At 55.0% G+C, this 21942-nt stretch carries 19 protein-coding genes; 14 read left to right on the forward strand and 5 right to left on the reverse strand.

Annotated elements, in window-relative coordinates:
• Positions 1–523 precede the first annotated feature (523 nt).
• Complete coding sequence (locus ACR0J0_RS23060) at positions 524–1177, reverse strand: GntR family transcriptional regulator (protein ID WP_480666322.1); 654 nt, start codon at positions 1175–1177, stop codon at positions 524–526.
• On the opposite strand from ACR0J0_RS23060, the gene ACR0J0_RS23065 reads away from it, so the two are divergent.
• The 12 genes from ACR0J0_RS23065 to ACR0J0_RS23120 all read left to right on the forward strand — a co-directional run bounded on the left by ACR0J0_RS23065 (position 1176) and on the right by ACR0J0_RS23120 (position 15466).
• Complete coding sequence (locus ACR0J0_RS23065) at positions 1176–2477, forward strand: Gfo/Idh/MocA family protein (RefSeq protein WP_480666323.1); 1302 nt, start codon at positions 1176–1178, stop codon at positions 2475–2477. The genes ACR0J0_RS23060 and ACR0J0_RS23065 overlap by 2 nt on opposite strands.
• A gap of 91 nt (positions 2478–2568) precedes the next feature.
• A complete protein-coding gene (dctP, locus tag ACR0J0_RS23070) occupies positions 2569–3579 on the forward strand; it encodes a TRAP transporter substrate-binding protein DctP (RefSeq protein ID WP_480666324.1) in 1011 nt (336 codons plus the stop codon).
• A 30-nt stretch (positions 3580–3609) separates the two neighbouring features.
• A complete protein-coding gene (locus ACR0J0_RS23075) occupies positions 3610–4185 on the forward strand; it encodes a TRAP transporter small permease (RefSeq protein ID WP_480666325.1) in 576 nt (191 codons plus the stop codon).
• Entirely contained in the window at positions 4182–5477 is a 1296-nt protein-coding gene (locus ACR0J0_RS23080) for a TRAP transporter large permease (RefSeq protein WP_170628591.1), read from the forward strand. The genes ACR0J0_RS23075 and ACR0J0_RS23080 overlap by 4 nt, the downstream gene beginning before the upstream one ends.
• Positions 5477–7369, forward strand: a complete 1893-nt coding sequence (locus tag ACR0J0_RS23085) for a bifunctional sugar phosphate isomerase/epimerase/4-hydroxyphenylpyruvate dioxygenase family protein (RefSeq protein ID WP_480666327.1) — start codon at positions 5477–5479, stop codon at positions 7367–7369. Before ACR0J0_RS23080 ends, ACR0J0_RS23085 begins: the two co-directional genes overlap by 1 nt.
• On the forward strand, positions 7366–8202 hold the full coding sequence (locus ACR0J0_RS23090; protein WP_480666328.1) for a citryl-CoA lyase: 837 nt from the start codon (positions 7366–7368) through the stop codon (positions 8200–8202). Before ACR0J0_RS23085 ends, ACR0J0_RS23090 begins: the two co-directional genes overlap by 4 nt.
• Complete coding sequence (locus ACR0J0_RS23095) at positions 8192–9379, forward strand: Gfo/Idh/MocA family protein (protein ID WP_480666329.1); 1188 nt, start codon at positions 8192–8194, stop codon at positions 9377–9379. Before ACR0J0_RS23090 ends, ACR0J0_RS23095 begins: the two co-directional genes overlap by 11 nt.
• The gene (locus ACR0J0_RS23100) at positions 9369–10043 is read left to right on the forward strand and encodes a hypothetical protein (protein ID WP_480666330.1); all 675 of its coding nucleotides are present in this window, start codon (positions 9369–9371) and stop codon (positions 10041–10043) included. Before ACR0J0_RS23095 ends, ACR0J0_RS23100 begins: the two co-directional genes overlap by 11 nt.
• On the forward strand, positions 10036–11226 hold the full coding sequence (locus ACR0J0_RS23105) for a Gfo/Idh/MocA family protein (RefSeq protein ID WP_480666331.1): 1191 nt from the start codon (positions 10036–10038) through the stop codon (positions 11224–11226). The genes ACR0J0_RS23100 and ACR0J0_RS23105 overlap by 8 nt, the downstream gene beginning before the upstream one ends.
• Before the next feature lie 154 nt (positions 11227–11380).
• Complete coding sequence (locus ACR0J0_RS23110) at positions 11381–12295, forward strand: sugar phosphate isomerase/epimerase family protein (RefSeq protein ID WP_480666332.1); 915 nt, start codon at positions 11381–11383, stop codon at positions 12293–12295.
• Positions 12276–13685, forward strand: a complete 1410-nt coding sequence (locus ACR0J0_RS23115) for an aldehyde dehydrogenase family protein (RefSeq protein ID WP_480666334.1) — start codon at positions 12276–12278, stop codon at positions 13683–13685. The genes ACR0J0_RS23110 and ACR0J0_RS23115 overlap by 20 nt, the downstream gene beginning before the upstream one ends.
• Positions 13685–15466 carry a thiamine pyrophosphate-binding protein gene (locus ACR0J0_RS23120; RefSeq protein ID WP_480666336.1) on the forward strand — a complete coding sequence of 594 codons (1782 nt, stop codon included), beginning with the start codon at positions 13685–13687 and terminating at the stop codon, positions 15464–15466. Before ACR0J0_RS23115 ends, ACR0J0_RS23120 begins: the two co-directional genes overlap by 1 nt.
• Before the next feature lie 291 nt (positions 15467–15757).
• Here the strand turns inward: ACR0J0_RS23120 and ACR0J0_RS23125 are convergent, their stop codons facing one another.
• From ACR0J0_RS23125 to ACR0J0_RS23135, 3 genes are all read right to left on the reverse strand, one after another.
• The gene (locus tag ACR0J0_RS23125) at positions 15758–15985 is read right to left on the reverse strand and encodes a hypothetical protein (protein ID WP_480666338.1); all 228 of its coding nucleotides are present in this window, start codon (positions 15983–15985) and stop codon (positions 15758–15760) included.
• A 186-nt stretch (positions 15986–16171) separates the two neighbouring features.
• Positions 16172–16477 (reverse strand): hypothetical protein, encoded by a 306-nt coding sequence (locus ACR0J0_RS23130; RefSeq protein ID WP_480666339.1) that lies wholly within the window; start codon positions 16475–16477, stop codon positions 16172–16174.
• Between the two features lie 64 nt (positions 16478–16541).
• Entirely contained in the window at positions 16542–17921 is a 1380-nt protein-coding gene (locus ACR0J0_RS23135; protein WP_480666340.1) for a metal-dependent hydrolase family protein, read from the reverse strand.
• A gap of 161 nt (positions 17922–18082) precedes the next feature.
• Between ACR0J0_RS23135 and ACR0J0_RS23140 the strand changes: the two genes are divergently transcribed.
• A complete protein-coding gene (locus ACR0J0_RS23140) occupies positions 18083–19045 on the forward strand; it encodes a helix-turn-helix domain-containing protein (RefSeq protein ID WP_480666341.1) in 963 nt (320 codons plus the stop codon).
• 1459 nt (positions 19046–20504) lie between these two features.
• Positions 20505–20747: a type II toxin-antitoxin system ParD family antitoxin gene (locus tag ACR0J0_RS23145; RefSeq protein WP_480666342.1), complete on the forward strand. Its 243-nt coding sequence runs from the start codon at positions 20505–20507 to the stop codon at positions 20745–20747.
• Between the two features lie 298 nt (positions 20748–21045).
• Here the strand turns inward: ACR0J0_RS23145 and ACR0J0_RS23150 are convergent, their stop codons facing one another.
• Positions 21046–21666, reverse strand: coding sequence for a recombinase family protein (locus ACR0J0_RS23150; protein WP_480666343.1), 621 nt, complete (start codon positions 21664–21666; stop codon positions 21046–21048).
• Positions 21667–21942 lie beyond the last annotated feature (276 nt).

The raw sequence follows: 21942 nt of genomic DNA on the forward strand, positions 1-21942 counted from the left end.
CAGTCAGCCAGAAAAGGTCGCTCATATCACCGCTCCGGTTTTCGAGCCGTGAATCACGCAGCGCTTTGAAAATCAATGCATCCTGACCCTAGTGACGCGGAGCTCGCCGAAGACGTTGAAAAGCAGTTCAAACTGATTGGGGCTGCTTATGCCACAGGAAACGCGATTAAGATTGATAGGGCCATAAATCGAATTGCAACCATTCGGCGTCTGAAAAGGCTGGGTTTTTATGAGCCAGGAGACCCGAATGATGAAGACCGAGATGGTTGACGACACAACCAGAGATCGCTTCACATAACACCCATTCAGTGATGTTCCCGGTTTTTTAAGGCGGTGCTGAGCAACCCTTGGTTGCAGCAGCTTGGCGTTTTCATCCCTGCTCATACGGCTGCCTGATGCAGCGGGGTTAAGATGTTGAATAATGAACTTACGAAATTCATCTGGTAAGCACAGAAATTAAACTTGCCTATCAGGCCCCGCGTCGCTGATCCAGGTGATGGTGATAGGCAGCAACAACAGCGAGCTACATAGCCTCCAGCGTATGTGAGAGACCGTTTCGGATGTGATCTTCCAACAGCTTCTTTGCGGTGCTCGCGTCTCTGGCCAATGCGGCATCGAACATACCCTTGTGCTCCCTTACGGCCTCTTCGCCGCGATAGGTCAGCACGAGCATCTGATACCGCAGATACTTGTCATAGATGATCGAGTGCAGAGACAAAAGGTTCTTGGAGTTGCAGGCTGCGATCATTGCTTGGTGAAACTCCCAATCATATCGTTTCCAGGTTTCTTTCTCGGACTCGTCGCCCTTAAGAAGCTGCTGTTCCATCAGGTGCAGTTTGTGGTGTGCGGCAACGAGATTGCCTTCCCAGTCCGTGTCGCCGTTCGCGATGGACAACTCCAATGCGTGGCATTCCAACAGGACGCGCAGCTCTGAAATCTCGGTCAGGTCTTCTCGTGAAACCGGCGTAACCAGGAAACCCCGTTGCTCAGGAGCTTCGACAAATCCATCGCTGGCGAGCCTGTTCAGCGTTTCACGAAGTGTCGAAAGGCTTGCCGAGTAGCGTTCCTTCAAGGCGTCCAGCTTCAGTTTGGAGCCGGGTTGCAGCTCCCCGAAGATGATATCCCGCTTGATGCGCTGATAGGTGCTTGCACCTATCGTAGACGGCTGTTTCGCCATGCGTTTCACCCGATATTATCAGTTTCCTCGTTCAATTAGCATTTTTCAGAGACATCAGCAATCCAAACTGATGTATGGTAAAAATAAAAATATCATACATTATTGCGGAATCGCGAAAACCCCAATACGGTCGTGGCCAAGTTGGGCAAAGCAGCCCGATCGCAATCATCGGTTTCGGGATTTTCCGGACCCTCCGGAAGGAAGCAAAGTGTCTAAGAACTTTCGCATTGCCATTGTCGGCATTGGCCTTGTTGGACGCCGCCACGCAGACGCTATACGAGCGTTGCGCCATGTTGATCTCGTCGCGGTGGTCGACCCCAGCGATGAAGGTCGTGCTTACGCCGTTGAGCATGGGGTCACATGTTACGAAACCCTCGAGGAAATGTTTGCAAATCAGACGCCGGACGGAGCTGTTCTTGCGACCCCGACCACGCTTCATGTTGAACAAGGCCTCACGTGTGTTCGACATGGTTGTCCCCTTCTTGTCGAAAAACCGATCGCCGTGGAAGCCACCGCTGCACTTGAGCTTGTTCAGGCAGCGGAGAAGGCCAATGTGCCACTGATGGTCGGACATCATCGTCGGCACAATCCTCTGATCCGGTCGGCTAAGGAAGCCATTGTCGGTGGGAAGATTGGCGATGTGCGCGCTGTACATGCGAATTGCTGGTTCTATAAGCCAGACGAGTATTTTGATGCTGCGCCCTGGCGAAAGAATCCAGGTGCAGGGCCCATCTCAGTCAATCTGGTCCACGACGTCGATCTTCTGCGGTATTTGGCCGGAGAAGTCGTGACCGTTCAGGCTCAGTCGGCTGCATCGCAGCGGGGCTACGACAACGAAGATGTTGCCGGTGCTCTGTTGACGTTCGAAAGCGGAGCGATAGGGACCATAAGTGTGTCCGACAGCATCGTTGCTCCATGGAGCTGGGAGATGACGTCTCAGGAATATCCAATCTATCCTTCAACCACTGAGAGTAGCTACATGATAGGTGGCTCTCATGGTTCGTTGTCCGTTCCCGATCTTCGATTGTGGAGTTACCAGAGTGAGCAAAGGGACTGGTGGACGCCAATCTCATCAACCGCGCTGAAGAAGGGTGCGTCTGACCCTCTGGTTAATCAGCTTAGGCACTTTGTTGAAGTAGCTCGGCACGAAGCAGATCCGATTGTGTCTGGATGGGAAGGTTTTAGAACGCTTCAAGTTATTGAAGCTATTCAGAATTCTTGCAGAACTGGCGAGACTGTCAGGATAAGAACCCTTCAGGAAATGCAGCAACAGAGATTGCAGGTAATGAAAAATATCTGATATTTTGTAAAACATCTTGCAAAATGTCCAAAATAGGTCAAAACTCTGAATCGCAAAAAAGAAGCATCATGATGTCTCAGGGAGGAGCAAAGTGATTACCAAACTTACCCGCCGGGCTGCTGTATCAGCCCTGGTCGCAACCGGTGTTCTGTTTAGCGCAACAAGTGGTGCGCTGGCGGAAGAGAAAGTGCAACTTCGCCTCGCAACATCAGGATCGGAGACCGATCAGCGCTCGGTCGCAATGGCCGAGGTTTTCGCACCCATGGTCGCTGAATTTGCGACGTATGAGCCCAGCTATAACGGCACAATCTTCGCCCAAGGTACGGAGTTGGACGCCATCAGCCGCGGCAACTTGGAAATGTCGATCACCTCGGCGCAGGAACTGGCACAGTTCTTCCCCGAGTTTTCGATCTTTACCGCAGGCTATGTCCATCAGGACGCCGCGCATCAGGTGGCTGTCTTCAACGATCCCTTGATGGATGCCTTCAAGCAAAAGGCCGAAGAAGAACTGGGCGTCAAACTGCTGTCGGTCATGTATTTGGGCCGTCGTCAGGTGAACCTGCGCCAACCCAAGGATGAACTGACCGTCAGCACTCCGGCTGATCTGGAGGGTGTGAACCTGCGGATGCCGGGCACAGATGCGTGGCAGTTCCTTGGCAAAGCGCTGGGTGCTGCCCCGACACCAATGGCGTTCTCAGAGGTTTACACAGCTCTGTCGACCGGTGCCGTTGACGGTCAGGACAACCCGTTGCCGACTGTGGTTGACGCCAAATTCTACGAAGTGACCAATCAGATCATCCTGACATCGCACTTGGTCGATTTGAACTATATCGCCATCGGCAAAGAGGTTTGGGACGGGCTGACACCAGAACAGCAAGCCAAGGTCCAGGAAGCGGCAGACGCAGCGGCGGAATCTGGTCGTCAGAAGCAGCTTCAGAAAGAAGAAGATCTGGTCAGCTTCCTCAAGGAGCAGGGCATGGAGGTTTACGAGCCCGACCTCGCGGCGTTCCGCGATCAGGTACAGTCGATGTATCTGGACAGCGAGTTCGCCGGATCATGGCCGGACGGCGTTCTGGAGCAGATCAACGCTCTGGGCAACTAAGGTCGTCTGAAGAAGGGAGGGAGAACCACGATGAAAGGCTTCAAAAAGGGGTTCTCCCGACTGACCGAAGCGATTGCCGGCGGGATGCTGGCGGCAATCTTCCTGATCTTCCTTCTCCAAATTCTTCTGCGGTACTTCTTTACCCCCGCTGGCTGGACGCTTGAACTCATCGGCATCCTCTGGGTCTGGGTGATCTTTTTTAGCTGCGCCTTCATCGTGCGCGAGAGGGATCACGTGAAGTTCGACATCATCTACCTTTCGGTGCCGATGCGCGTGCGGCAGGTCTTTGCGATGCTGGCGGCCGCGGCGATTGTGGTCGGGATGCTCTACAGTTTCCTGCCGACGTGGGACTACATCGACTGGATGAAAATCCGCAAAACCTCGACTGTGCGCAATCCGTTCTCGGGTGAGAAGATACCGCTGCGCTCAGTATTCTCGATTTACGCGGTTTTTATGCTGGTCGTGGCTGCGCGGTATGCTTGGCTGTTCTTCGACGTCATGCGCAATGGCCCACCAAAGACAGAGTTGGAACTGGTCGTTGGGTACAACGTCGTTGACGATCATCCCCGTGTCGACGTCGAAGAGGACGAGGAAGTTAAGAAATGAGTTTTGAACTTCTTTCCTGCCTGCTCGCTCTCTTTTTTCTGGCAGGCATCGGGACACCTATCGGCTATTCCATCCTCTTGGCCTCATTAGTGTACCTTGGCACGGCCGGATTGGACGTCGCCCTCGCGGGCGAGAAGATCCTGCAAGGCTTTTACAAAAGCACGATTCTGCTTGCCGTGCCTTTGTTCATCGTTGCCGCGAATATCATGAACGCGGGGTCGATCACCGACCGCCTGCTGAACTTCTGCGTCGCTGCGGTCGGGCGGTTCAAGGGCGGCCTCGGGCACGTAAACGTGGTAGCGTCCCTGATCTTCTCGGGTATGTCCGGCTCGGCTGTCGCGGATGCCGCGGGGATCGGTAAGATCATCATTGAGATGATGACCAAGGATGGCCGCTACAGCCGAGGCTACGCAGCTGCAATTACCGCAGCGTCGGCAACGATCGGCCCGATCATTCCGCCTTCGATTCCGATGGTTTTGTACGCGCTCGTTTCCAAGGCCTCTATCGGGTCGCTGTTCCTGGCCGGTATTCTGCCGGGCCTGATCATGGGCGTCGTCCTCATGGCGATGAACTACTATCTGGCCGGCAAGCGGAACTTTGCATTGGAAGAACCTGTTCCGCTGCGCGAGTTACCTGCTAAAACCGCCAACGCGTTCCCGGCGCTGCTGATGCCGGCGATCCTGCTGTACGGTATATATGGAGGCGTTACTACTCCGACCGAGGCTGCAGCCGTGGCTGCATTCTACGCTCTGCTATTGGCAGCGTTGTTCTACCGCGCGCTGACCTTCCGTGGCCTTTATCAAGTGTTCGTCGACAGCGCACGCTCTTCCGCAGCCGTCGGGGTGGTCATTGGGGGCGCGTTCATTCTGAACTTCATCGTCATTCAGGAACAGATCCCGCAATCGATCTCAGCCTTGCTGGAGGGTTCAGATGTCAGCCCGATTGTGTTCCTGATCCTCGTAAACCTGCTGATCCTCGCGCTGGGATGCGTATTAGACGCAACAACGATCATCCTGGTGATCGTGCCCCTGTTCATCCCGACCTGCGAAGCGCTTGGGATTGATCTGGTGCATTTCGGAGTACTGGTCGTCGTAAACTCGATGATCGGCCTGATCACGCCGCCCTACGGCATTCTGCTCTTCGTTATCAACGCCGTGACGGACATTCCGCTGCGCGAAATCATCTCGGAAATCTGGGCTTTCCTCGCGGTTCTCATCTTCGCCTTGGTGATCATGATGCTGATGCCGGATCTGGTCCTGTGGTTGCCGCGTATGTTTGGATATCAGGGATAATGTGCCTCTCGGTTTCGACAACGTCGATCCCCGGTGATCTGGCCGAAAAACTGAGTGCTATCGCCGACGCGGGATTCGGAGGTGTCGAATTACACGAACCGGACTTGACCGCTTTTGACGGGCCGCCATCGCAAATTCGGAAACGTGCTTCAGCTCTCGGCCTGAAGATTTGCCTGCTGCAACCTTTCCATAACCTTGAAGGCCAGTCTGGCAGCGGACGGGAGCGCGCCTTTGATCGGCTGAAGCGCAAACTCGACCTGATGAGTGAGTTGGGAACGGAATTGCTGCTAATCGGGTCTGCTTTCGAGGTCGATGCCGCTGCGACCGAAGAACAGGTAATCGCAGACATTGGCGAGGCGGCTGAGATCGCGAAAGAGATGGGGTTGCGTCTGGCCTATATGGGCTTGCCATGGTCGGATCTAATTCACTCGGATGAGCAGGCGTTACGCGTCGTTGAAGCAATCGACAGCCCTCATTTGGGGTTGGCCTTGAATTCCTTTTTCTCGCTCGCTGACGGTTCCAAACCCGCGCGCCTGAGGAAAATTCCCGGAGAGCGACTTTTCCATGTGCAACTGTCAGATGCACCCCGGCTCGAAATGGATATTCGCAGGCTAAAACGGCATTTCGGGCTTCTTCCTGGGCTCGGATCGCTGAACCTTGCGGGCTTTGTGCGCGTGCTTGCCCGCGCTGGATATAAGGGGCCGTGGTCCGTTGCGCGCGTCAACGAAGCAGCTCCTCAACCCGGTGGCCGAACACTGGCCCGAGACAGCTACAGGTCGCTGGTGAACCTGTTAGATGAGGTTTCCCGGACCGAGCCGGGAACGGATTTCGGCATCCCGGACCTGCCGGAACGCGTCTATGCGTCAGGCTTCGAATTCGTCGAGTTTACCGCCGACGAAACAAGCGGCGCGCAACTGGCCGATATGCTCTCGGCCATGTGTTTCCGAATGGAGCGAAAGCACGTCAGCAAGTCCGTCGAGCTGTGGCGGCAAGGCGCCATAAACATCGTTGTGAATACCGAAAAGGAAGGTTTTGCCCATTCGGCGTTCCTGGGTCACGGCCCCTCCGTTTGTGACATGGGGTTGCGTGTCAAAGATGCGGATCAGACGGTTCAGCGGGCGACCGCGTTGGGCGCGCCGAATTTCTCACAACCGGTGGGGACCGGGGAACTGGATATCCCGGCCATCCGAGGTGTCGGCGGCAACGTCGTTCATTTCATCGATGAGAAATCCGATCTCCATCGGGTATGGGACATCGAGTTCGAGCCGGTTGCGAAAACCAAAGCCACCCAACCTGCCGGTCTGCGTCGTATCGACCATCTGGCCCAGACGATGCGTCACGATGAGATGCAAAGCTGGCTGCTCTATTACATTTCGACTTTTGAGATGGCAAAATCCCCGATCGTGAACGTTGCCGACCCGTCGGGTGTTGTGCAAAGCCAGGCCATCGAAAGCCCCGAGGGCGAAGTGCGTTTAAACCTGAATGGAGCAGTTGGGCGTCGAACACTGGCGGCGTCATTCCTTGAAGATGGCTTTGGGGCTGGTGTTCAGCACATCGCCTTCCAGTCGGATGATATTTTTGAGACCTCAGCTCAGTTGCTAAAGTCCGACTTTCCCAGCCTGTCCATCCCGGAAAACTACTACGCTGATCTGCAAGCGATATTCGGATTGGATGACGATTTGGTCGCCCAACTGCACCGGGGTAACATACTTTACGATCGGGCGGTGGGTGCCGAGTATTTTCAGATATACAGCCGCCCCATCTTTAACGGCTTCTTTTTCGAAATTGTTGAACGCCGCATGGGCTATGCCGGTTACGGTGCGCGTAACGCGCCCATTCGCCTCGCCGCGCAAAGCAAAACCCAGACGTTCAAAGAGGTGAAGACTCAATGACCCTGCTGGATGAAAACATGACAATGGATGAGTGCGCCGTTCGCCAATGGTGGCGTACCTCCATCATCGACATGAAGCCCGGTCAGGTCGCTTTTCGTGGCAACGCCATAGAGGACCTGATCGGGAACGTTTCATTCCCACAGATGATCTGGCTGATGGTGCGGGGTGATCTGCCCAGCGACGCACAAGCGCGCTTGTTCGAAGCTGCTTTGGTCGCAGGCGTGGATCACGGCCCACAGGCTCCCTCAATCGCGGCTGCGCGTATGGCCGCCACCTGCGGGGTAGGTCTCAATAATGCGATGGCGACTGCGGTGAACATGCTGGGCGACGTGCACGGCGGGGCAGGAGAGCAGTGTGCAGAGCTTTACTATGATATCGCAGTCCGCATGGATGCGGAAGCTTCGCTGAATGACGCTGTTCGGGATGGCTTGGACAGTTGGCGCGAGACCTACGGCAAGATCGTATCGGGCTTTGGTCACAGGTTTCACAAGCCTGTCGACCCACGCGCACCACGATTGATGCAACTTGTTCGTGATGCGGCGGCAGAAGGCACAGTTTCTGGCCGGTTTGCCGATATCGGAGAAGAGGTTCAGGCCGAACTGGGCCGTCAACGCGGCGGTCGGCCAATTGCCATGAATATCGACGGCGCGACAGCTGTGATCTTCTGTGAACTTGGCTTTCCTGCGCCCTTGTCGCGGGGGCTGTTTTGCCTGTCCCGCTCGGTTGGAATACTCGCCCACGCTTGGGAACAGATGAACCAGGGGGGGCGGAACAAAGGGCCGATGCCCCCGAATTACTTACCCCTCTACGAAGACAGGAATGATGACGCGTGAGACATCGAAATCCTTCCGGGTCGGCCTTATTGGCTGTGGTCGTATCAGCGATATTTATCTAAAGACACTATCCAAATTTTCGAGCGTCGAAGTCGTGGCTTGTGCAAGCCTTGATCCTTCGGAAAGCCGCGCCAAAGCGGATCAATACGGTGTCGCCAAGGCTTGCACTCCAGATGAAGTGTTTGATGATCCGACGATTGACTGCGTTCTGAATCTGACAATTCCGGCGGCGCATGCGGAAATCAGCTTGCGCACGTTGGAGGCGGGCAAGCACGTCTATTCCGAGAAGCCGTTGGTTATGAATCGAACGGATGGCAAGGCGATCCTGCACATGGCCTCTGAAAAGGGGTTGCTGATCGGTTGCGCGCCCGACACATTTCTGGGCGGTCGCTGGCAGACCGTTCGGCGTTTGATCGACGAGGGTGCCATTGGCAAACCGACAGGGGTTTTTGCCCATGTCGGTACCCACGGGACAGAACGCCACCATCCCAACCCGGATTTCTACTACAAGGCGGGTGGCGGGCCATTGCTGGACCTTGGGCCGTACTACCTGACCGCCATGATCTGCTGCCTTGGTCCCGTTGACCGGGTCGCCGGAATGGCGCGATGCACGTTCGACAAAAGGATGATCGAAAACGGCCCTCGCAGCGGCGAATGGATAGATGTCGAGGTCGACACGCACTCCCTAAGCCTGCTGCAGTTCTCATCCGGAGCTATAGGGTCGATGACCATGAGCTTCGACGTCTGGGACAGCGAAACTCCGCGGTTCGAGATCTACGGTGAAAACGGCACCATCAGCATTCCTGATCCTGACCCGGTTCATGGTGCCAATATCTTTCAAGGGGATGTCTGGCTGAAAACGCGGGAGACCTCGCGCTGGTCTCATCAGCCTCGTCCAACCGGTCGCGAAGACTGGCAGGTGGTCGAAAACAAACACGGGTTCAATGAAGACAGCCGCGGGCTCGGCCTTTTGGATCTGGCCCTGGCGGCGCAAGAAGGACGCCAACCCCGCGCAAGTGGAGCGCTTGCCTACCACGTTTTCGAGGTCATGGACGCAATTGAACGGGCACCGAAATTCGGAGCGTATCAGACGATAGAAAGCCGTTGCGAGGTACCCGAGCCTTTGCCGGTCGATTTCCTGAACGATGAGAGGAAGGAGTTGGCGAATGCCGATTGAGACACTCGACTTTGCCCAGCCATTCTTTCGCGTCCAGCACATCACCGATGAAGACAGAATATCTGTCGAGGGTCGCGCAATTGTTCTGAACCTTGGGGGAAGGGGCCTTTCGGTCGAGGATCAGACCGTTGCGCCGCTTTCGTCTGTGATCGTGCAAGACAGCGTGCTTAACGGCGTGGAACGCGCAGTAATTGTCTATGGTTTCGACGCCCATGCCGATGAGAACGAGCTGTTCGCATGGGTGAAAGATACATGGCCATCTGCTTTTGATGTTCGCCAAGAGGAGCGTCTGCGCGGTGTCAGCCACTACATGTCGCCAAAGGTCTTCGTGGGTAACGTTGGACTGACCATGTACCATTCCGGCTCGGTCCCATTGAATGTCGGGTTACATAAGGATCATCCGTTCTGCCCGGTACCGGGGTTTCGCGAAGTGCATACGCAAATCGTAGGCTTTGGCAAAATGCAGCAATGCCGCGAACGGGACGTTGAAACCCTTTACCTCGAAGAACTCATGGCTCCGGGCGCGACGCACAAGCCGATGTATGACGCCGAAGGCAACTATCCCTGGCATCAATACGAGACGATTACCCCCAGCATTTTCATGGCGGTGGAAATGCTGCCGGAAGGCGTACGGGTCCCGGAAATGGAGGTTCAGAATGGCTGAGAGACTTTTACCCGAAAACCTGAACTTTGACGGTCCATTCCCCCGGTTGTCTCGCCGTTTGCGGCTGGGCGTTGTTGGCGGAGGACGTATCTCTGTCACGCAAGCGATGGCAGCGAGGATGAGCGACCGATGGGACGTCGCCGCAGGCGCGCTCAGTTCAGATGCCGAGCGCAGCAAAGCACGCGGGGCCGAATGGTTCCTGCCAGCAGACAGGTGCTATGCGTCGTTCGACGAGATGGCACAGGCCGAGGCGGCACGCTCGGATGGCGTAGATGCCGTCATGATCACTACCCCAAACCACGTTCATTTTGAAGCTTCCAAAGCGTTTCTGGAGGCGGGCATTGACGTGATGTGCGACAAGCCCCTGACCAACGAAGTCGACGAGGCCGAGGGGCTTGAGGAGATTACCGCGCGCACGGGACACATCTTTGCTGTCGGCTATGCGATGTCATGTTTTCCGGTAATCCGTCAGGCCAAACAAATCGTGGCGGAAGGCGGCATCGGTAAAATCAACCAAATCCACGTCGAGTTCATGCAAGACTGGATGACGCCCGATGATGTGGCTGATGCGCCCCATGTCAAATGGCGGCTGGACCCAAAGATTTCTGGTCCGACTAGCTGTGTCGGCGATATCGGAACCCATGCCGCGCATCTCGCCAGTTTTGTCTCGGGCTTGCCCTTGACCAACCTACGGGCCGAGTTTCATGTCTGCGGCGTGCCACAGCCGTTGGAAGACACGGCGTTCATGTTTACCCGTTACCAAAATGAAGTCCCCGGAACCTTGTTGGCAACACGCCTTGCCCCCGGGAATCGGGGAGGATTGCGGTTGCGGATATTCGGGAGCGAAGGAGGTCTCGAGTGGGACTTGGAGAATTCGGAGCGGCTAAAGTTCAATCGGTTTGGTGAGCCGGATCGTATCATCAGCCGAGGTCACGGGCATGGCATCGACCCCAGCGCGGAACGTTTGATCCGAACCGCGCGCGGCTTCCCCGAAGGGATTATCGAAGCCTGGGCTAATCTTTATACTGAGTTCGCAATGGCAGTGGCCGCGCGCCGGGATGGCGTCGCGATTCCGGCCGATTGGCTGACCTATCCCAGTGTCAATCAAGGCGCAGACGGTGTCCGCTTCATTGATGCCTCCGTGCGCTCTCACCAGTCCGGAGGGGACTGGGTCACTCTCTAAGGCTTTGCCAACACAAATGTAAAACACGCCCGGGCCGTTGCCTGGGCGCTTTCATTTTCTGCTCAGCATTAAAAGTTGATATTTTAAAAAATATCAGATATTTTTTACTACGTGTGATGAAAATAAGATTCGCAGACACGTGGAGCTGTCGTTCATGGTGAAACCCGAAGAGGCTGGCGCAAGCCCCTCTCTCTATTCCTTGGCGCATCTGACGCTGATTGGCTGTACGCCGCCCGAGTTGGTCTATATCGCCGCGCGGGCCGGTTACGATGCCGTCAGCCCCAGGTTCATTCCGATGCATGTGCCCGGTGAATTCACTCAATCTCCAATCGACAAGGCACAGGTGCATGCCACCAAAACTGCTCTCTCTACTACTGGCTTGAAAGTCCTCGATGTCGAACTTGCGCGCATCACAGAAGATGTCGATCCGCGCAGTTTTGAGCCTTCTCTTGAGATCGGTGGGGAGTTGGGTGCCAAGCGCATGATCATGAGCGCGTGGACCAACACCCGCGATGATCGTGACTTCCTGATCGACGTCTATTCCGAGACCTGCGAACTGGCGGCTCCGTATGGGCTAACAGTGGACCTTGAGTTTCCAAGCTTCTCCCGCTTGCGCACTCTGGATGAGGCGCTTGATATCGTGCGTGCCTCCGATCAGCCCAACGGCGGTATTCTGGTCGATACGCTTTACATGCACCTCAGCCGCGTGGATTTGGGAGAGTTGCTACACGTCCCCTCGGACCTGTTTCACTTCCTGCATATCTCTGATTGCCTGCCCGGCATCGCCGATACGCGCGAGGGCATGATCCAGCTGGCGCGCGATGCGCGGCTCTATCCTGGCGAAGGTTGGATCGATTTCACCGGCATCATCGAACGGATGCCACCCGTCGACTATTCCATCGAACTGCCCAACGAAAGCCGCGTTGCCGAGTTGGGATATGAAGAACACGCGCGTCGCTGTCTCAGCCACGCCAAGCGAACATTCGGCGAGGCGCGGTCACAGCGTCGTATGCCCGATGCTGCAATTCCAAAACACCAAGAGGATCATCATGGGCAAAGAGCTCACTGAAAGCGACCGCAACATTGCGGCCGATATGCTGGCACGCGCCCGCGCTGCCATGGCCGAAATCGAGGATTGGGATCAGGACAGGCTGGACCGGCTGTCTCAGGCCATTGCGTGGTATGCGGGGAACGAGAAAACCTTCACGCGTTTGGCCCAGCAGGGCGTGGACGAAAGCGGTATCGGAGATCGCGCAGGGCGTCCTGCGAAGCGCTTCAAGATTCACATGGTGCTGCGAGATGTCTTGCGCACACCTTCGACCGGTATCGTCGAGGTGGATGAGGAAAAAGGTCTGGTGAAATATGCCAAACCTGCCGGTGTGATCGCCTCCCTGATCCCGATGACCAACCCGGCGATGACTCCACCGGTGACCGGCGTGTCCGCCGCGAATGCCCGGAATGCGGTCATCTTCAGCCCGCACCCACGAACCGCCCATACCACTTTTGAGATGGTCGAGGTCATGCGTGCTGCTTGCCGTGCCGCCGGTGCCCCCGAGGACTTGTTTCAATCCATTCGCAAACCGTCGATCCCATTGACGCAACATCTGATGGAGATCTGCGACCTGACTTTGGCGACGGGCGGCAAACCCATGGTCAAAGCGGCGTACAGTTCAGGGCGTCCAGCCTATGGTGTCGGCGCGGGCAATTCATCCATTGTCATCGATGAGACAGCCGATCTGGAAATCGCCGCTCAGAACACACGTATTTCAAAGACGTCTGACTTTGGGTCTGGTTGCTCGGCTGACGGCAACATTATCATCCAGCGTTCAATTTACGACGACATGGTCAAGGCGCTTGAAGCCGAAGGCGGGTACCTGTGCTCTGATGAAGAGAAGGCTATGCTCGAAGCCGCTATGTGGGACGAAAAGGGCAACCGAACGTTCCCGACTATCGCCTGTCCGCCGCAGCAAACGGCCAAGGTTGCCGGCTTCTCGATCCCCGAAGATCGCAAGTTTCTGATGGTCGAAAATCAGGGGCAAATCGGGCCGCAGCACAAGTTCTCCAAGGAAAAACTGACCACATTGATGGCGCTTTATCACTTCGACACATTCGATGACGCGCTGGAAACGGTCAGCCAGATCTACAACACCGGGGGCAAGGGCCATTCCTGCGGGATTTATAGCCACAACGACGATCACATCGATCGGTTGGCGCGCCTGGCTCCGGTCAGCCGTATGATGGTGCGACAGCCGCAATCGAAGGCCAATGCTGGCGCGTGGACCAATGGCATGCCCATGACCAGCAGCCTGGGCTGCGGCATCTGGGGTGGCAACATCACCAACGAAAACGTCACCATGAAACATATGATGAACTACACCTGGGTCAGCCGTCCGATCCCTGAAGATCGCCCCTCGGAGCCGGACCTGTTCGGCGAATTCTACGGACAGGAGGTAGCGTGATGGACGGGGCAAAACTGGACGGCAAAACAGTCGCCGAACATATCGTCGACTTTCTCGAACGCCGTGACGTTAAGCATGTGTTCGGGCTTTGTGGCCATACAAACATCGCAGTTCTGGCCGCGTTGGCGGAAAGCCCCATCGATTTCGTCACCGTAAGGCACGAACAAATCGCCAGCCACGCGGCGGACGCTTATGCCCGCGTGACGGGCAAGGCATCGGTGGTGTTGTCCCATCTCTCCCCGGGTCTGACCAATTGCGCCACCGGGGTCGCCAACGCCGCACTGGACTGTATCCCGATGGTCGTGATCGCGGGCGATATTCCTACGCACTACTACGGCAAGCATCCGCATCAGGAGGTGAACTTGCACGCAGACGCGGCCCAGTGGGAGATTTATCGCCCCTTCGTCAAACGTGCTTGGCGGGTGGATCGCGCCGACCTGATGGCCGAAATCTTGGAAAAGGCGTTTCATCTGGCTGAAAGCGGTCAGCCCGGGCCGGTGCTGGTCAATGTGCCGATGGACATCTTCTCCGAGGTGATCCCCTCGGACAGCTTCGACCGTATCCGCGATAACACGCGCGCGCTCAAGAAACCGTCGATTGACGATGAAACAGCGCGAGAGATTGTCGAAGCGCTGGCGAAGGCCGAAAACCCGGTTGCCTATGTCGGCGGCGGTATCCTGTTGGCGCAGGCCAGTGAGGAGTTGCGCGAGTTTGTTGAACATATGGGTCTGCCCGTAGCGCATTCCCTGATGGGCAAGGGCGCGCTGCGGGACGACCATCCGCTCGTGCTGGGAATGACCGGGTTTTGGGGCACCGAGCTGGTCAACCAGTCCTGCCTGAATGCCGACTATATCTTTGCCGTGGGCACCCGGTTCAAAGAGGCCGATTGTTCCAGCTGGTATCCCGGCTATACGTTCAACATTCCCGGCTCAAAGGTCATTCATATCGACATCGAACCGCAGGAAATCGGCCGGAACTATCCCACCGAGATCGGCGTCGTTGCGGATGCCAAAGCCGCGCTGCGCGTTCTGACTCGCGTTGCCCGCGAGATGTATCCCGACGGTTTCAAACGCCCCGCGCTGGAACAGAAGATCATGGATTTTCGGACAGAATTCAAAGCGCGCAACGTGGACATGGCGACCTCATCAGCCTTTCCGATGATGCCCGAGCGTATTCTGGCGGATACCCGCAAGGCACTGCCTGAGGATGCCATCATCACCACGGACGTTGGCTGGAACAAGAACGGTGTTGGGCAACAGTTCGATATCCTGACGCCCGGTTCGATCCTGACTCCGGGCGGGTTCGCGACGATGGGCTTTGGCCCTCCGGGAGCGATCGGCGCAAAACTGGCAGCCCCTGACCGTGTGGTGATAAGTCTTGTTGGCGATGGCGGTTTCGGTCAGAACCCATCAATGCTGGCAACGGCCGTCGAACTTGATCTGGGCATCATCTGGCTGGTTATGAACAACAACGCCTTCGGAACTATCGCAGGTCTGCAAAAGGCGCATTATGGTCTGACATACGGGACTACGTTCCCTGGATCAGCTGCAGCTCCCGCAAACGGACCGGGTTATGCAGACATCGCACGAGCCTACGGTGCTGAAGGGCACAGGCTCAGTGCTGCTGATGAATTGTTGCCGGCATTGGAAGCGGCAATCGCCAGCGGCAAACCAACTGTCCTTGATGTCCCGATGATCAACAATCCGACGCCAACTACCGGGCATTGGAACATCCTCGACATCTATTCGCCAGACAGGGATGTTTCGCACGTCGCAACCTGACGTAGTTTAGAATTTGGGCGTACTTCTACGCATAAGGCACTTGCCTATGTTTGCGAAACAGAACGGCAAGTGCCGCTATGCTCAGGTTCAATATCTTGGGCTAACATTGCGTCGTATAAGAGATGATCTCTTCAACTGAAACATCACGGCATCGGAAAAAGCTTGTAAGTGTTTTGGGTCGGAAATGCTTGACGTTTGGGTCAGAATTGAATGACGTGATTGGCCGATTTATTGAGGTTTTGGCTGTCGATTGAGTCAAAGATCAGTGACTTTCCACAATCCTGTTGTACGTCAGACGAACTTGACCTTTGCGTCATAAACTGACCCAACACCCCCTTTTTCGTATTCCCGCAGACTGTTTCGTTTGATCTGACTTCCGTCCAGGAAATCAGGGCTGATTTGCAGATCAGACGGCGAAGCCGCCTGTTCCTGCTGATCTGCCACGTGGCGAACGCGGGAGAGGGCGAGGCAATGCTGTTCGACAGGGGTGGTGCGGCCCGCAGGCAAAGCCGAGGACACGGCCCTGTCTAAAAGGGTTGCCCGAGGGGGAGGGCAGCGTCCTCACCCTGACGGCCAGGGGCGCTTGGCTTGTCCAAATCCCGCTGACCCACGAAAGGAAATCGGCGGGGAGGATGACGCGCCGCCATTGGCGATTCTTACGTTCTGTCATACCGCAAAAGTTACAGTCCGGCCCTTTGCGGACCGTCATCCCAAATCCCAATGCCGCGGCGCAGCGCACCCTGAGCAGACATTCATCATCGACTGTGTTTCATTTGCGGTGGTTTTCTCCGCAAGAATTTCTCGCCAATTGATGGGTTTGTCGATCTTCAGATGAGCTTCGAACTGCTGCAAGCCTTCATGACCAGGATGACACTCAACCGCCTCTGCAATGAGTTTTCTGCACTGATCGTCGTCGCCATCTTGCCTGTATCGCTCCGCTAAGCTGCCATTCGAGACGCGGTTCGAATACGACCGCAGCGCGGGACAAAGCAGCCAATCGGAAGGGCTCATTTCATAGAAGTCTCCAATTGGAAAGGTGCGCGGAGTGCCGAGGTAAGTTCACTCCGCGCGACACTCATTCGAGTGCGTTCTTGTAGATCACCCCATCCTTCATGATGAAATCGATGTTGTTCGCGTAGTCGACGAGGATAGTAACGTCTTCAATTGGATTGCCGTCCACCAGTAGAATATCGGCATAAGCTCCCTCCGATATCACGCCCAACGGGCCATCAACGTATGGATTAAGCTTTCCTGAAAGCGCCAGCAATTCAGCAGTCTTAGACGTTGCCTGAACTAGAATTTCATAAGATGACCAGACTTCGGTCCGATACTGGAATTCATCATTCTGCTTCGAAAGCGCAACTGGGTCTCCAATGATGTCTGTTGAGAATGCGACCTTTTCTATTCCGAAATCCTTGATGAGCTTCATCTGATTTCTTGCACCGGCTTGGACACTGAGGAACTTTGCCCCAGCGGTCGGTCCTAGTGCCTTTGCCACTGTTTCTTCGTCCAGCCCCAGCAGCGAGTAGAAGGGGACAATCCAAGCGTCAGCATCCTTGATTGCTTGTGCAGAGACTTCTGTCATCAGCTGTCCGTGTTCGATGCTGATTACGCCAGCTTCTAAGGAGCGCAGGATCGAGTCATCATTGTATGCGTGGACCATGACATAAGTGTCCCAGTCCGCTGCGGCCTTAACTGAGGCTTCAAGCTCCCCAGGCAAGCCCTGTACAGTGTGCAGTGGGTCGACCGAAGAAGACACACCACCGCCAGCCATAACTTTTATTTGCGTAGCTCCGAGCCGCAGCGCCTCTCGCGTTGCGCGCAGTACTTCTGGAACGCCATCGGCCAGGAACTCTACATGTTGATTAAAGAAAGAGGGCTGTGCTCCCATAAAGTTGGGGTGCGGTTCGGTGTAAACGCGATGTTCTCCGTGACCCGAAGTTTGAGAGATCACGGGTCCAGATGGGTATATTCGTGGTCCGACTGCCTTTCCTCGATCAATTGCTTTTTGCAATCCAATTGCAGGGCCTCCAGCATCTCGGACAGTTGTGAAGCCACGCAGCAACATTTTTTCTGCTTCTGACGTGGAAACAGCGCCCCAATACATCCAATCAAAGTTATCTCTCAGATCAGCCACAGGCTCTGTTATTGCCATATGTACGTGGGCATCAATCAGGCCCGGCATCAGAGTTCTGCCTCCACCGTCGATTATCTTAGCATTGGCGACGGCAAGGGGTTCAGACGATACCTCCGCGATTAGATTATCGACTACCAAGACATTCGCGTTCTCAATTCTCTCTGCATTCACGCCGTCAAAAACATGTACGTTAGTAAAGAGTATCGGAAAGCTACCCTCTTGTGCGAATGCCGGAGTGGAAATGAGTCCCGCAAAGATAACCGAGGCTGCACTCTTCGATAGTGCTCGCTTGAAACGTAGCTCAAAGGAAAAGTTCATTTTCCGATCTCCAGCTAATGATATCCGAGGTGGCGATCATGCTAACAAGGTTTTTGAGAATTACTTATTGTCATTTGAGGACAAACCTATTTTTCTCTGTCCAGTAAAGATAACTTGGATGACATATGTGCGCACACGCCTCTCAAGTGACGATCCCAGTCATGCAGTCAAAATTTTTGTCAGCGGTGATAGATCGAGCTTGCGAATTGGGCGCCGACAGAGAAAAGGTCTTGGAAGGCTGCTTACTCAGGTCAGAAGTATTATCTGGCCCGACCCAACCAATTCCAAGCGCATGTGTGTATCGCGCGTCCACCCGTGCCGCCAGACTTTCAAAAAATCCATATCTTTGCGGAGAGATTGCTGGTCAATTTGATTGGAGTAACGGTTTCGTCCCACCTGAAACTATGAGTTACACGCCTAGCTTGGGAGACCTGCTGGTTGCTTGGCTTCACTTTGTGGAAGCCGCGCAAATTTCAATGAACTACACAATGACGATTGAAGGTGGGCGAGCCATATTGACGGGCCGCCGGATGCTTCAAGCTTCTCAACCTCCTGGCCAAGCGGACGCGTGGGACATTGTTGCATGGTCTGAAATGCTGAAGGCGAGATTGGGGCCAGTATGGAACAGCGCATTGGTCGAAGTACTTGTTTTTGATCCGAAAGCGATCCCGCCAACATTTATTCCAAAAAGTCAGGTTCAAAAATGCGATGCATGGGGCCTTAGTATGTCGTTCCCCGCGTCTTGGTTGATGCAGCAATCAAAATTTGAACGAAACGAGGCGACGGAGGCGTACAGTCCCATTCAAAAAGTGCTCGACTTGGCCGGCTTATTCTCTGTGATTGACTACTCCGCATGGCCTGGCTTGGACGGGTTTGCAAAATTCATCGGTTTGCATCCCAAAACGCTTCAAAGAGAACTTACAAGATACGGCACCACAGGGGCAGAACTCGTAGACAGGGCGAAAATGCGTCAGGCAGAGCAATGGCTGACCGAGGGGCGCCTTTCCATAACAGATATCGGAAAGAACTTGGGCTACAAAAACCCAAGTGCGTTTACACGAACGTGTCACCGTTGGTTTGGATCGTCGCCTGAGCAGGTAAGACGTATTCTATATACTCCGTAGTTTATCCATGAGCGGGGGCCACTTTGGGCTCTCAACAGACCTTGGCGGCAGCGTCGTTGAATGGCGGCTACCAGTATTGGGTCAGAAATGCTTGACGTTTGGGTCAGAATTGAATGACGTGATTTGCCCATTTATTGAGGTTTTGTGCGCCGATTGAGTCAGGAATCAGTGACGTTCCATAGTATCTGTTGAACGTCACACGAACCTGACCCAACCGTCATAGTTGGACCAGAAACTAGGTGAACGTTCGACATCAGAAGGCACCTCCGATGTTGGACATCAGTTGAGTTTGACCATTGCGTCATAATCTAATCAGCCGCCCGCCTTTCGTACTCCCGCAGACAGTTTCGTTTGAACTGGCTTCCCTTTTGGAAATCAGGGCTGATTTGCAGACCAGACAGCAAGGTTGCCTGTTCTTGCTGTTCTGCCTCGTGGCAAACGCGGGAGGGGGCGTGACAACGCGTTTGGATAGGGGTGGTGCGGCCCGCAGGCGCAGCCGAGGACTCGGCTCTTTCCAATAGGGTTGCTCGAGGGGGAGGGCAGCGTCCTCTCTCTGACGGCCAAGGGTGTTTGGCTTGTCTAAATCCCGCTGGCCCATGAAAGAAAAGTGATGGGAAAGACGGCCCGCCGCCATTTGCGATTGTACCATTCTGTCAAACTGCAAAAAAACAATATTCGGCCACCAATCTGCCGTTTGCTGCATACGCGAATAGTCTACTGCAAGCGCAAAGCCATCCACTGGGAGGGCGGTACACCGGTCATTCGCTGCAAACGCGCACTGTCCAATAACGCCAACTCAAGGCAGGCATTCGACTAGCTTCCAGAGCCAGAGAAAATGTACTGAAATCCGCTCGCCGTAAGACTGCCCATGACGCCAAGAGCAAACGCCAGCAGAAGGTACAGCGTGATAATGAGACTACCAGATTTGCGGGTCTGCATTTTCACAAAACCGAGAAGCTCGGAAACCTCTTATCCTCGAGAGTTTTGAAAACCTTCTTCCAATGATAAACCACCAAGCCTTCGTTCAGGCCAGAAGGGACGTAGCTCTCCCAGATTGGGTGTTCGAGCGGCCGACTTTTATGCCATTGATCATGGGAGGACGTTACGGCCGAAACCACCGGTACCACTGCGAGAAACACGATCTCGTCGGTCTTTACGACGCCGTGTTTAGCAGCACGAAAGGCCGCCTCCACTGCTTGGGGCATGGTGCGCGCTTCATTGATCCTACAATCGATGTTTCAATTTGTTCAAAGCCGCTGTTCCAAACCTTATGCCACGGGAAGGGCGGAAGAGATCGACCAGGTTGTGAACTACATTACGCTCATACGCCGTTTGAAGAAGCAGGAACTATTTGATTTGGGTAGCTCGAATGAAGATGGTCCAAGTGGGTGATACGACGGCCTACTAGCTAGCAGCCGTGCAACACACATGTTTGGTCAGACATTAGAAAGGGGACCTTATGCCGAACGTATACCTTACAGAACCGATGCAGGATTTTGTTCAAGATCAGATTAGGTCAGGGGCGTATGCCAACCTGAGCGAAATTGTGCGGGCGGGGATTCGGCTCTTGATGGAAAAAGAAGGTGCGCGGCAGTTCTACAGCCTGAAGGCTGAACTTGAATGTGCTGTGGTGGACGCCGGACGCGGTCAATTCGTAGAGTTTGATCCACAGAAATACGAGCCTGACGCATTCAGTTCATGAGCTTTTTTGCTTTCGAAGCTCACGGATTCCGATCAAGACGCCACAGGGCAATACCTCTCCGGGTGCGTTGCTCGCTCAACCATAGATCGATTCATATAATGCACCTATCGTGTTGTTTGCGGTTCGATTCAGTTCGTGCATCCGCCCGGACAAAGCGCGATATGCAGTGACGCGAGAAACACCAAAAGGCCGGCAACGCCTTCGATCAAACCCCGCTGACCTGGATCACAGGATGCCAAGTCATCTAGCCTCCGGCACAAATCGCGTAGCGCTTCCGCCGGAATGCCGCTCATATTGATCACCCCGGATCTCCGTCCAGCAGCTTCTGTCCGGGGGCTTTCGCAGTTCCGTCGCCGTTTATGTATTCATAAAGCGTCGTAGTAGTGATCCCGAGCCGTTTTGCCAGATCGGACGCATTGGTTTCTCGATCCGCCATGGCCTTCATCGCCATCCGCAACATGGTCACATCCATCTTTCGGGGCCGCCCACCTTTTCGCCCTCGTGCTCGTGCTGCCGCCAGACCGGCACGGGTGCGTTCAGCGATAAGCTCCCGTTCAAACTCGGCGAGACTGGCGAAGATGCCAAAGATAAGCCGACCATTGGCGGTTGTCGTGTCAATCTCTGCTCCTGCGCCGGACAGAACACGAAGGCCAACACCGCGTTCGCGCAATCCATCAATAGTTGCTACGAGATGCTTGAGATCGCGCCCGAGGCGATCCAGTTTCCATATCACCAGAGAATTACCAGGTTGAAGCGCTTTCATGCAGGCGTCGAGTCCGGGCCGATGATCCTTCCGACCGGACGCCTTGTCCTCATAGATGCGCTCGACATCATCACCGGCTCCAATCAGCGCGTCGCGTTGCAGATCAAGGAGCTGGCTCCGGTCCGCCTTCGACACCCGTGCATATCCGATGAGCATGGCAACTCGCCCCGTCAGAATAGACGAGACGCACCATGCAACCTCACTATGATTTCCGCAACGGTTTTTCTGACGGTGTTCACGCAGTTGTGCGGCCACCGATAAGACCACAAGAAGAACGCTCGTTTTTCGTGCTGAAAGTTCAGCAATGGCAGAGCGTCCAATCAACAGTTCAATCAAGTGATTAGGGTCAGGACTCATAGCCAATAGATGACGAGAGCTGCGAGGGCGATTGCTGAGAGGAAGACCTTCGGGTACCTGTCGTACCGGGTTGCC

Source organism: Ruegeria sp. BF12 (assembly GCF_056538705.1).

What these genes read in the sequence shown, in the direction of transcription:
- ACR0J0_RS23065 (WP_480666323.1), top strand. Translation starts at nt 1,176, where the DNA reads ATGCGTTTCACCCGATATTATCAGTTTCCTCGTTCAATTAGCATTTTT.
- ACR0J0_RS23120 (WP_480666336.1), top strand. Translation starts at nt 13,685, where the DNA reads ATGGACGGGGCAAAACTGGACGGCAAAACAGTCGCCGAACATATCGTC.
- ACR0J0_RS23100 (WP_480666330.1), top strand. Translation starts at nt 9,369, where the DNA reads ATGCCGATTGAGACACTCGACTTTGCCCAGCCATTCTTTCGCGTCCAG.
- ACR0J0_RS23110 (WP_480666332.1), top strand. Translation starts at nt 11,381, where the DNA reads ATGGTGAAACCCGAAGAGGCTGGCGCAAGCCCCTCTCTCTATTCCTTG.
- ACR0J0_RS23060 (WP_480666322.1), bottom strand. Translation starts at nt 1,177, where the DNA reads ATGGCGAAACAGCCGTCTACGATAGGTGCAAGCACCTATCAGCGCATC.
- ACR0J0_RS23085 (WP_480666327.1), top strand. Translation starts at nt 5,477, where the DNA reads ATGTGCCTCTCGGTTTCGACAACGTCGATCCCCGGTGATCTGGCCGAA.
- ACR0J0_RS23105 (WP_480666331.1), top strand. Translation starts at nt 10,036, where the DNA reads ATGGCTGAGAGACTTTTACCCGAAAACCTGAACTTTGACGGTCCATTC.
- ACR0J0_RS23150 (WP_480666343.1), bottom strand. Translation starts at nt 21,666, where the DNA reads ATGCTCATCGGATATGCACGGGTGTCGAAGGCGGACCGGAGCCAGCTC.
- ACR0J0_RS23095 (WP_480666329.1), top strand. Translation starts at nt 8,192, where the DNA reads ATGACGCGTGAGACATCGAAATCCTTCCGGGTCGGCCTTATTGGCTGT.
- ACR0J0_RS23115 (WP_480666334.1), top strand. Translation starts at nt 12,276, where the DNA reads ATGGGCAAAGAGCTCACTGAAAGCGACCGCAACATTGCGGCCGATATG.
- ACR0J0_RS23130 (WP_480666339.1), bottom strand. Translation starts at nt 16,477, where the DNA reads ATGAGCCCTTCCGATTGGCTGCTTTGTCCCGCGCTGCGGTCGTATTCG.
- ACR0J0_RS23135 (WP_480666340.1), bottom strand. Translation starts at nt 17,921, where the DNA reads ATGAACTTTTCCTTTGAGCTACGTTTCAAGCGAGCACTATCGAAGAGT.
- ACR0J0_RS23090 (WP_480666328.1), top strand. Translation starts at nt 7,366, where the DNA reads ATGACCCTGCTGGATGAAAACATGACAATGGATGAGTGCGCCGTTCGC.
- ACR0J0_RS23145 (WP_480666342.1), top strand. Translation starts at nt 20,505, where the DNA reads ATGCCGAACGTATACCTTACAGAACCGATGCAGGATTTTGTTCAAGAT.
- ACR0J0_RS23075 (WP_480666325.1), top strand. Translation starts at nt 3,610, where the DNA reads ATGAAAGGCTTCAAAAAGGGGTTCTCCCGACTGACCGAAGCGATTGCC.
- ACR0J0_RS23080 (WP_170628591.1), top strand. Translation starts at nt 4,182, where the DNA reads ATGAGTTTTGAACTTCTTTCCTGCCTGCTCGCTCTCTTTTTTCTGGCA.
- ACR0J0_RS23140 (WP_480666341.1), top strand. Translation starts at nt 18,083, where the DNA reads ATGCAGTCAAAATTTTTGTCAGCGGTGATAGATCGAGCTTGCGAATTG.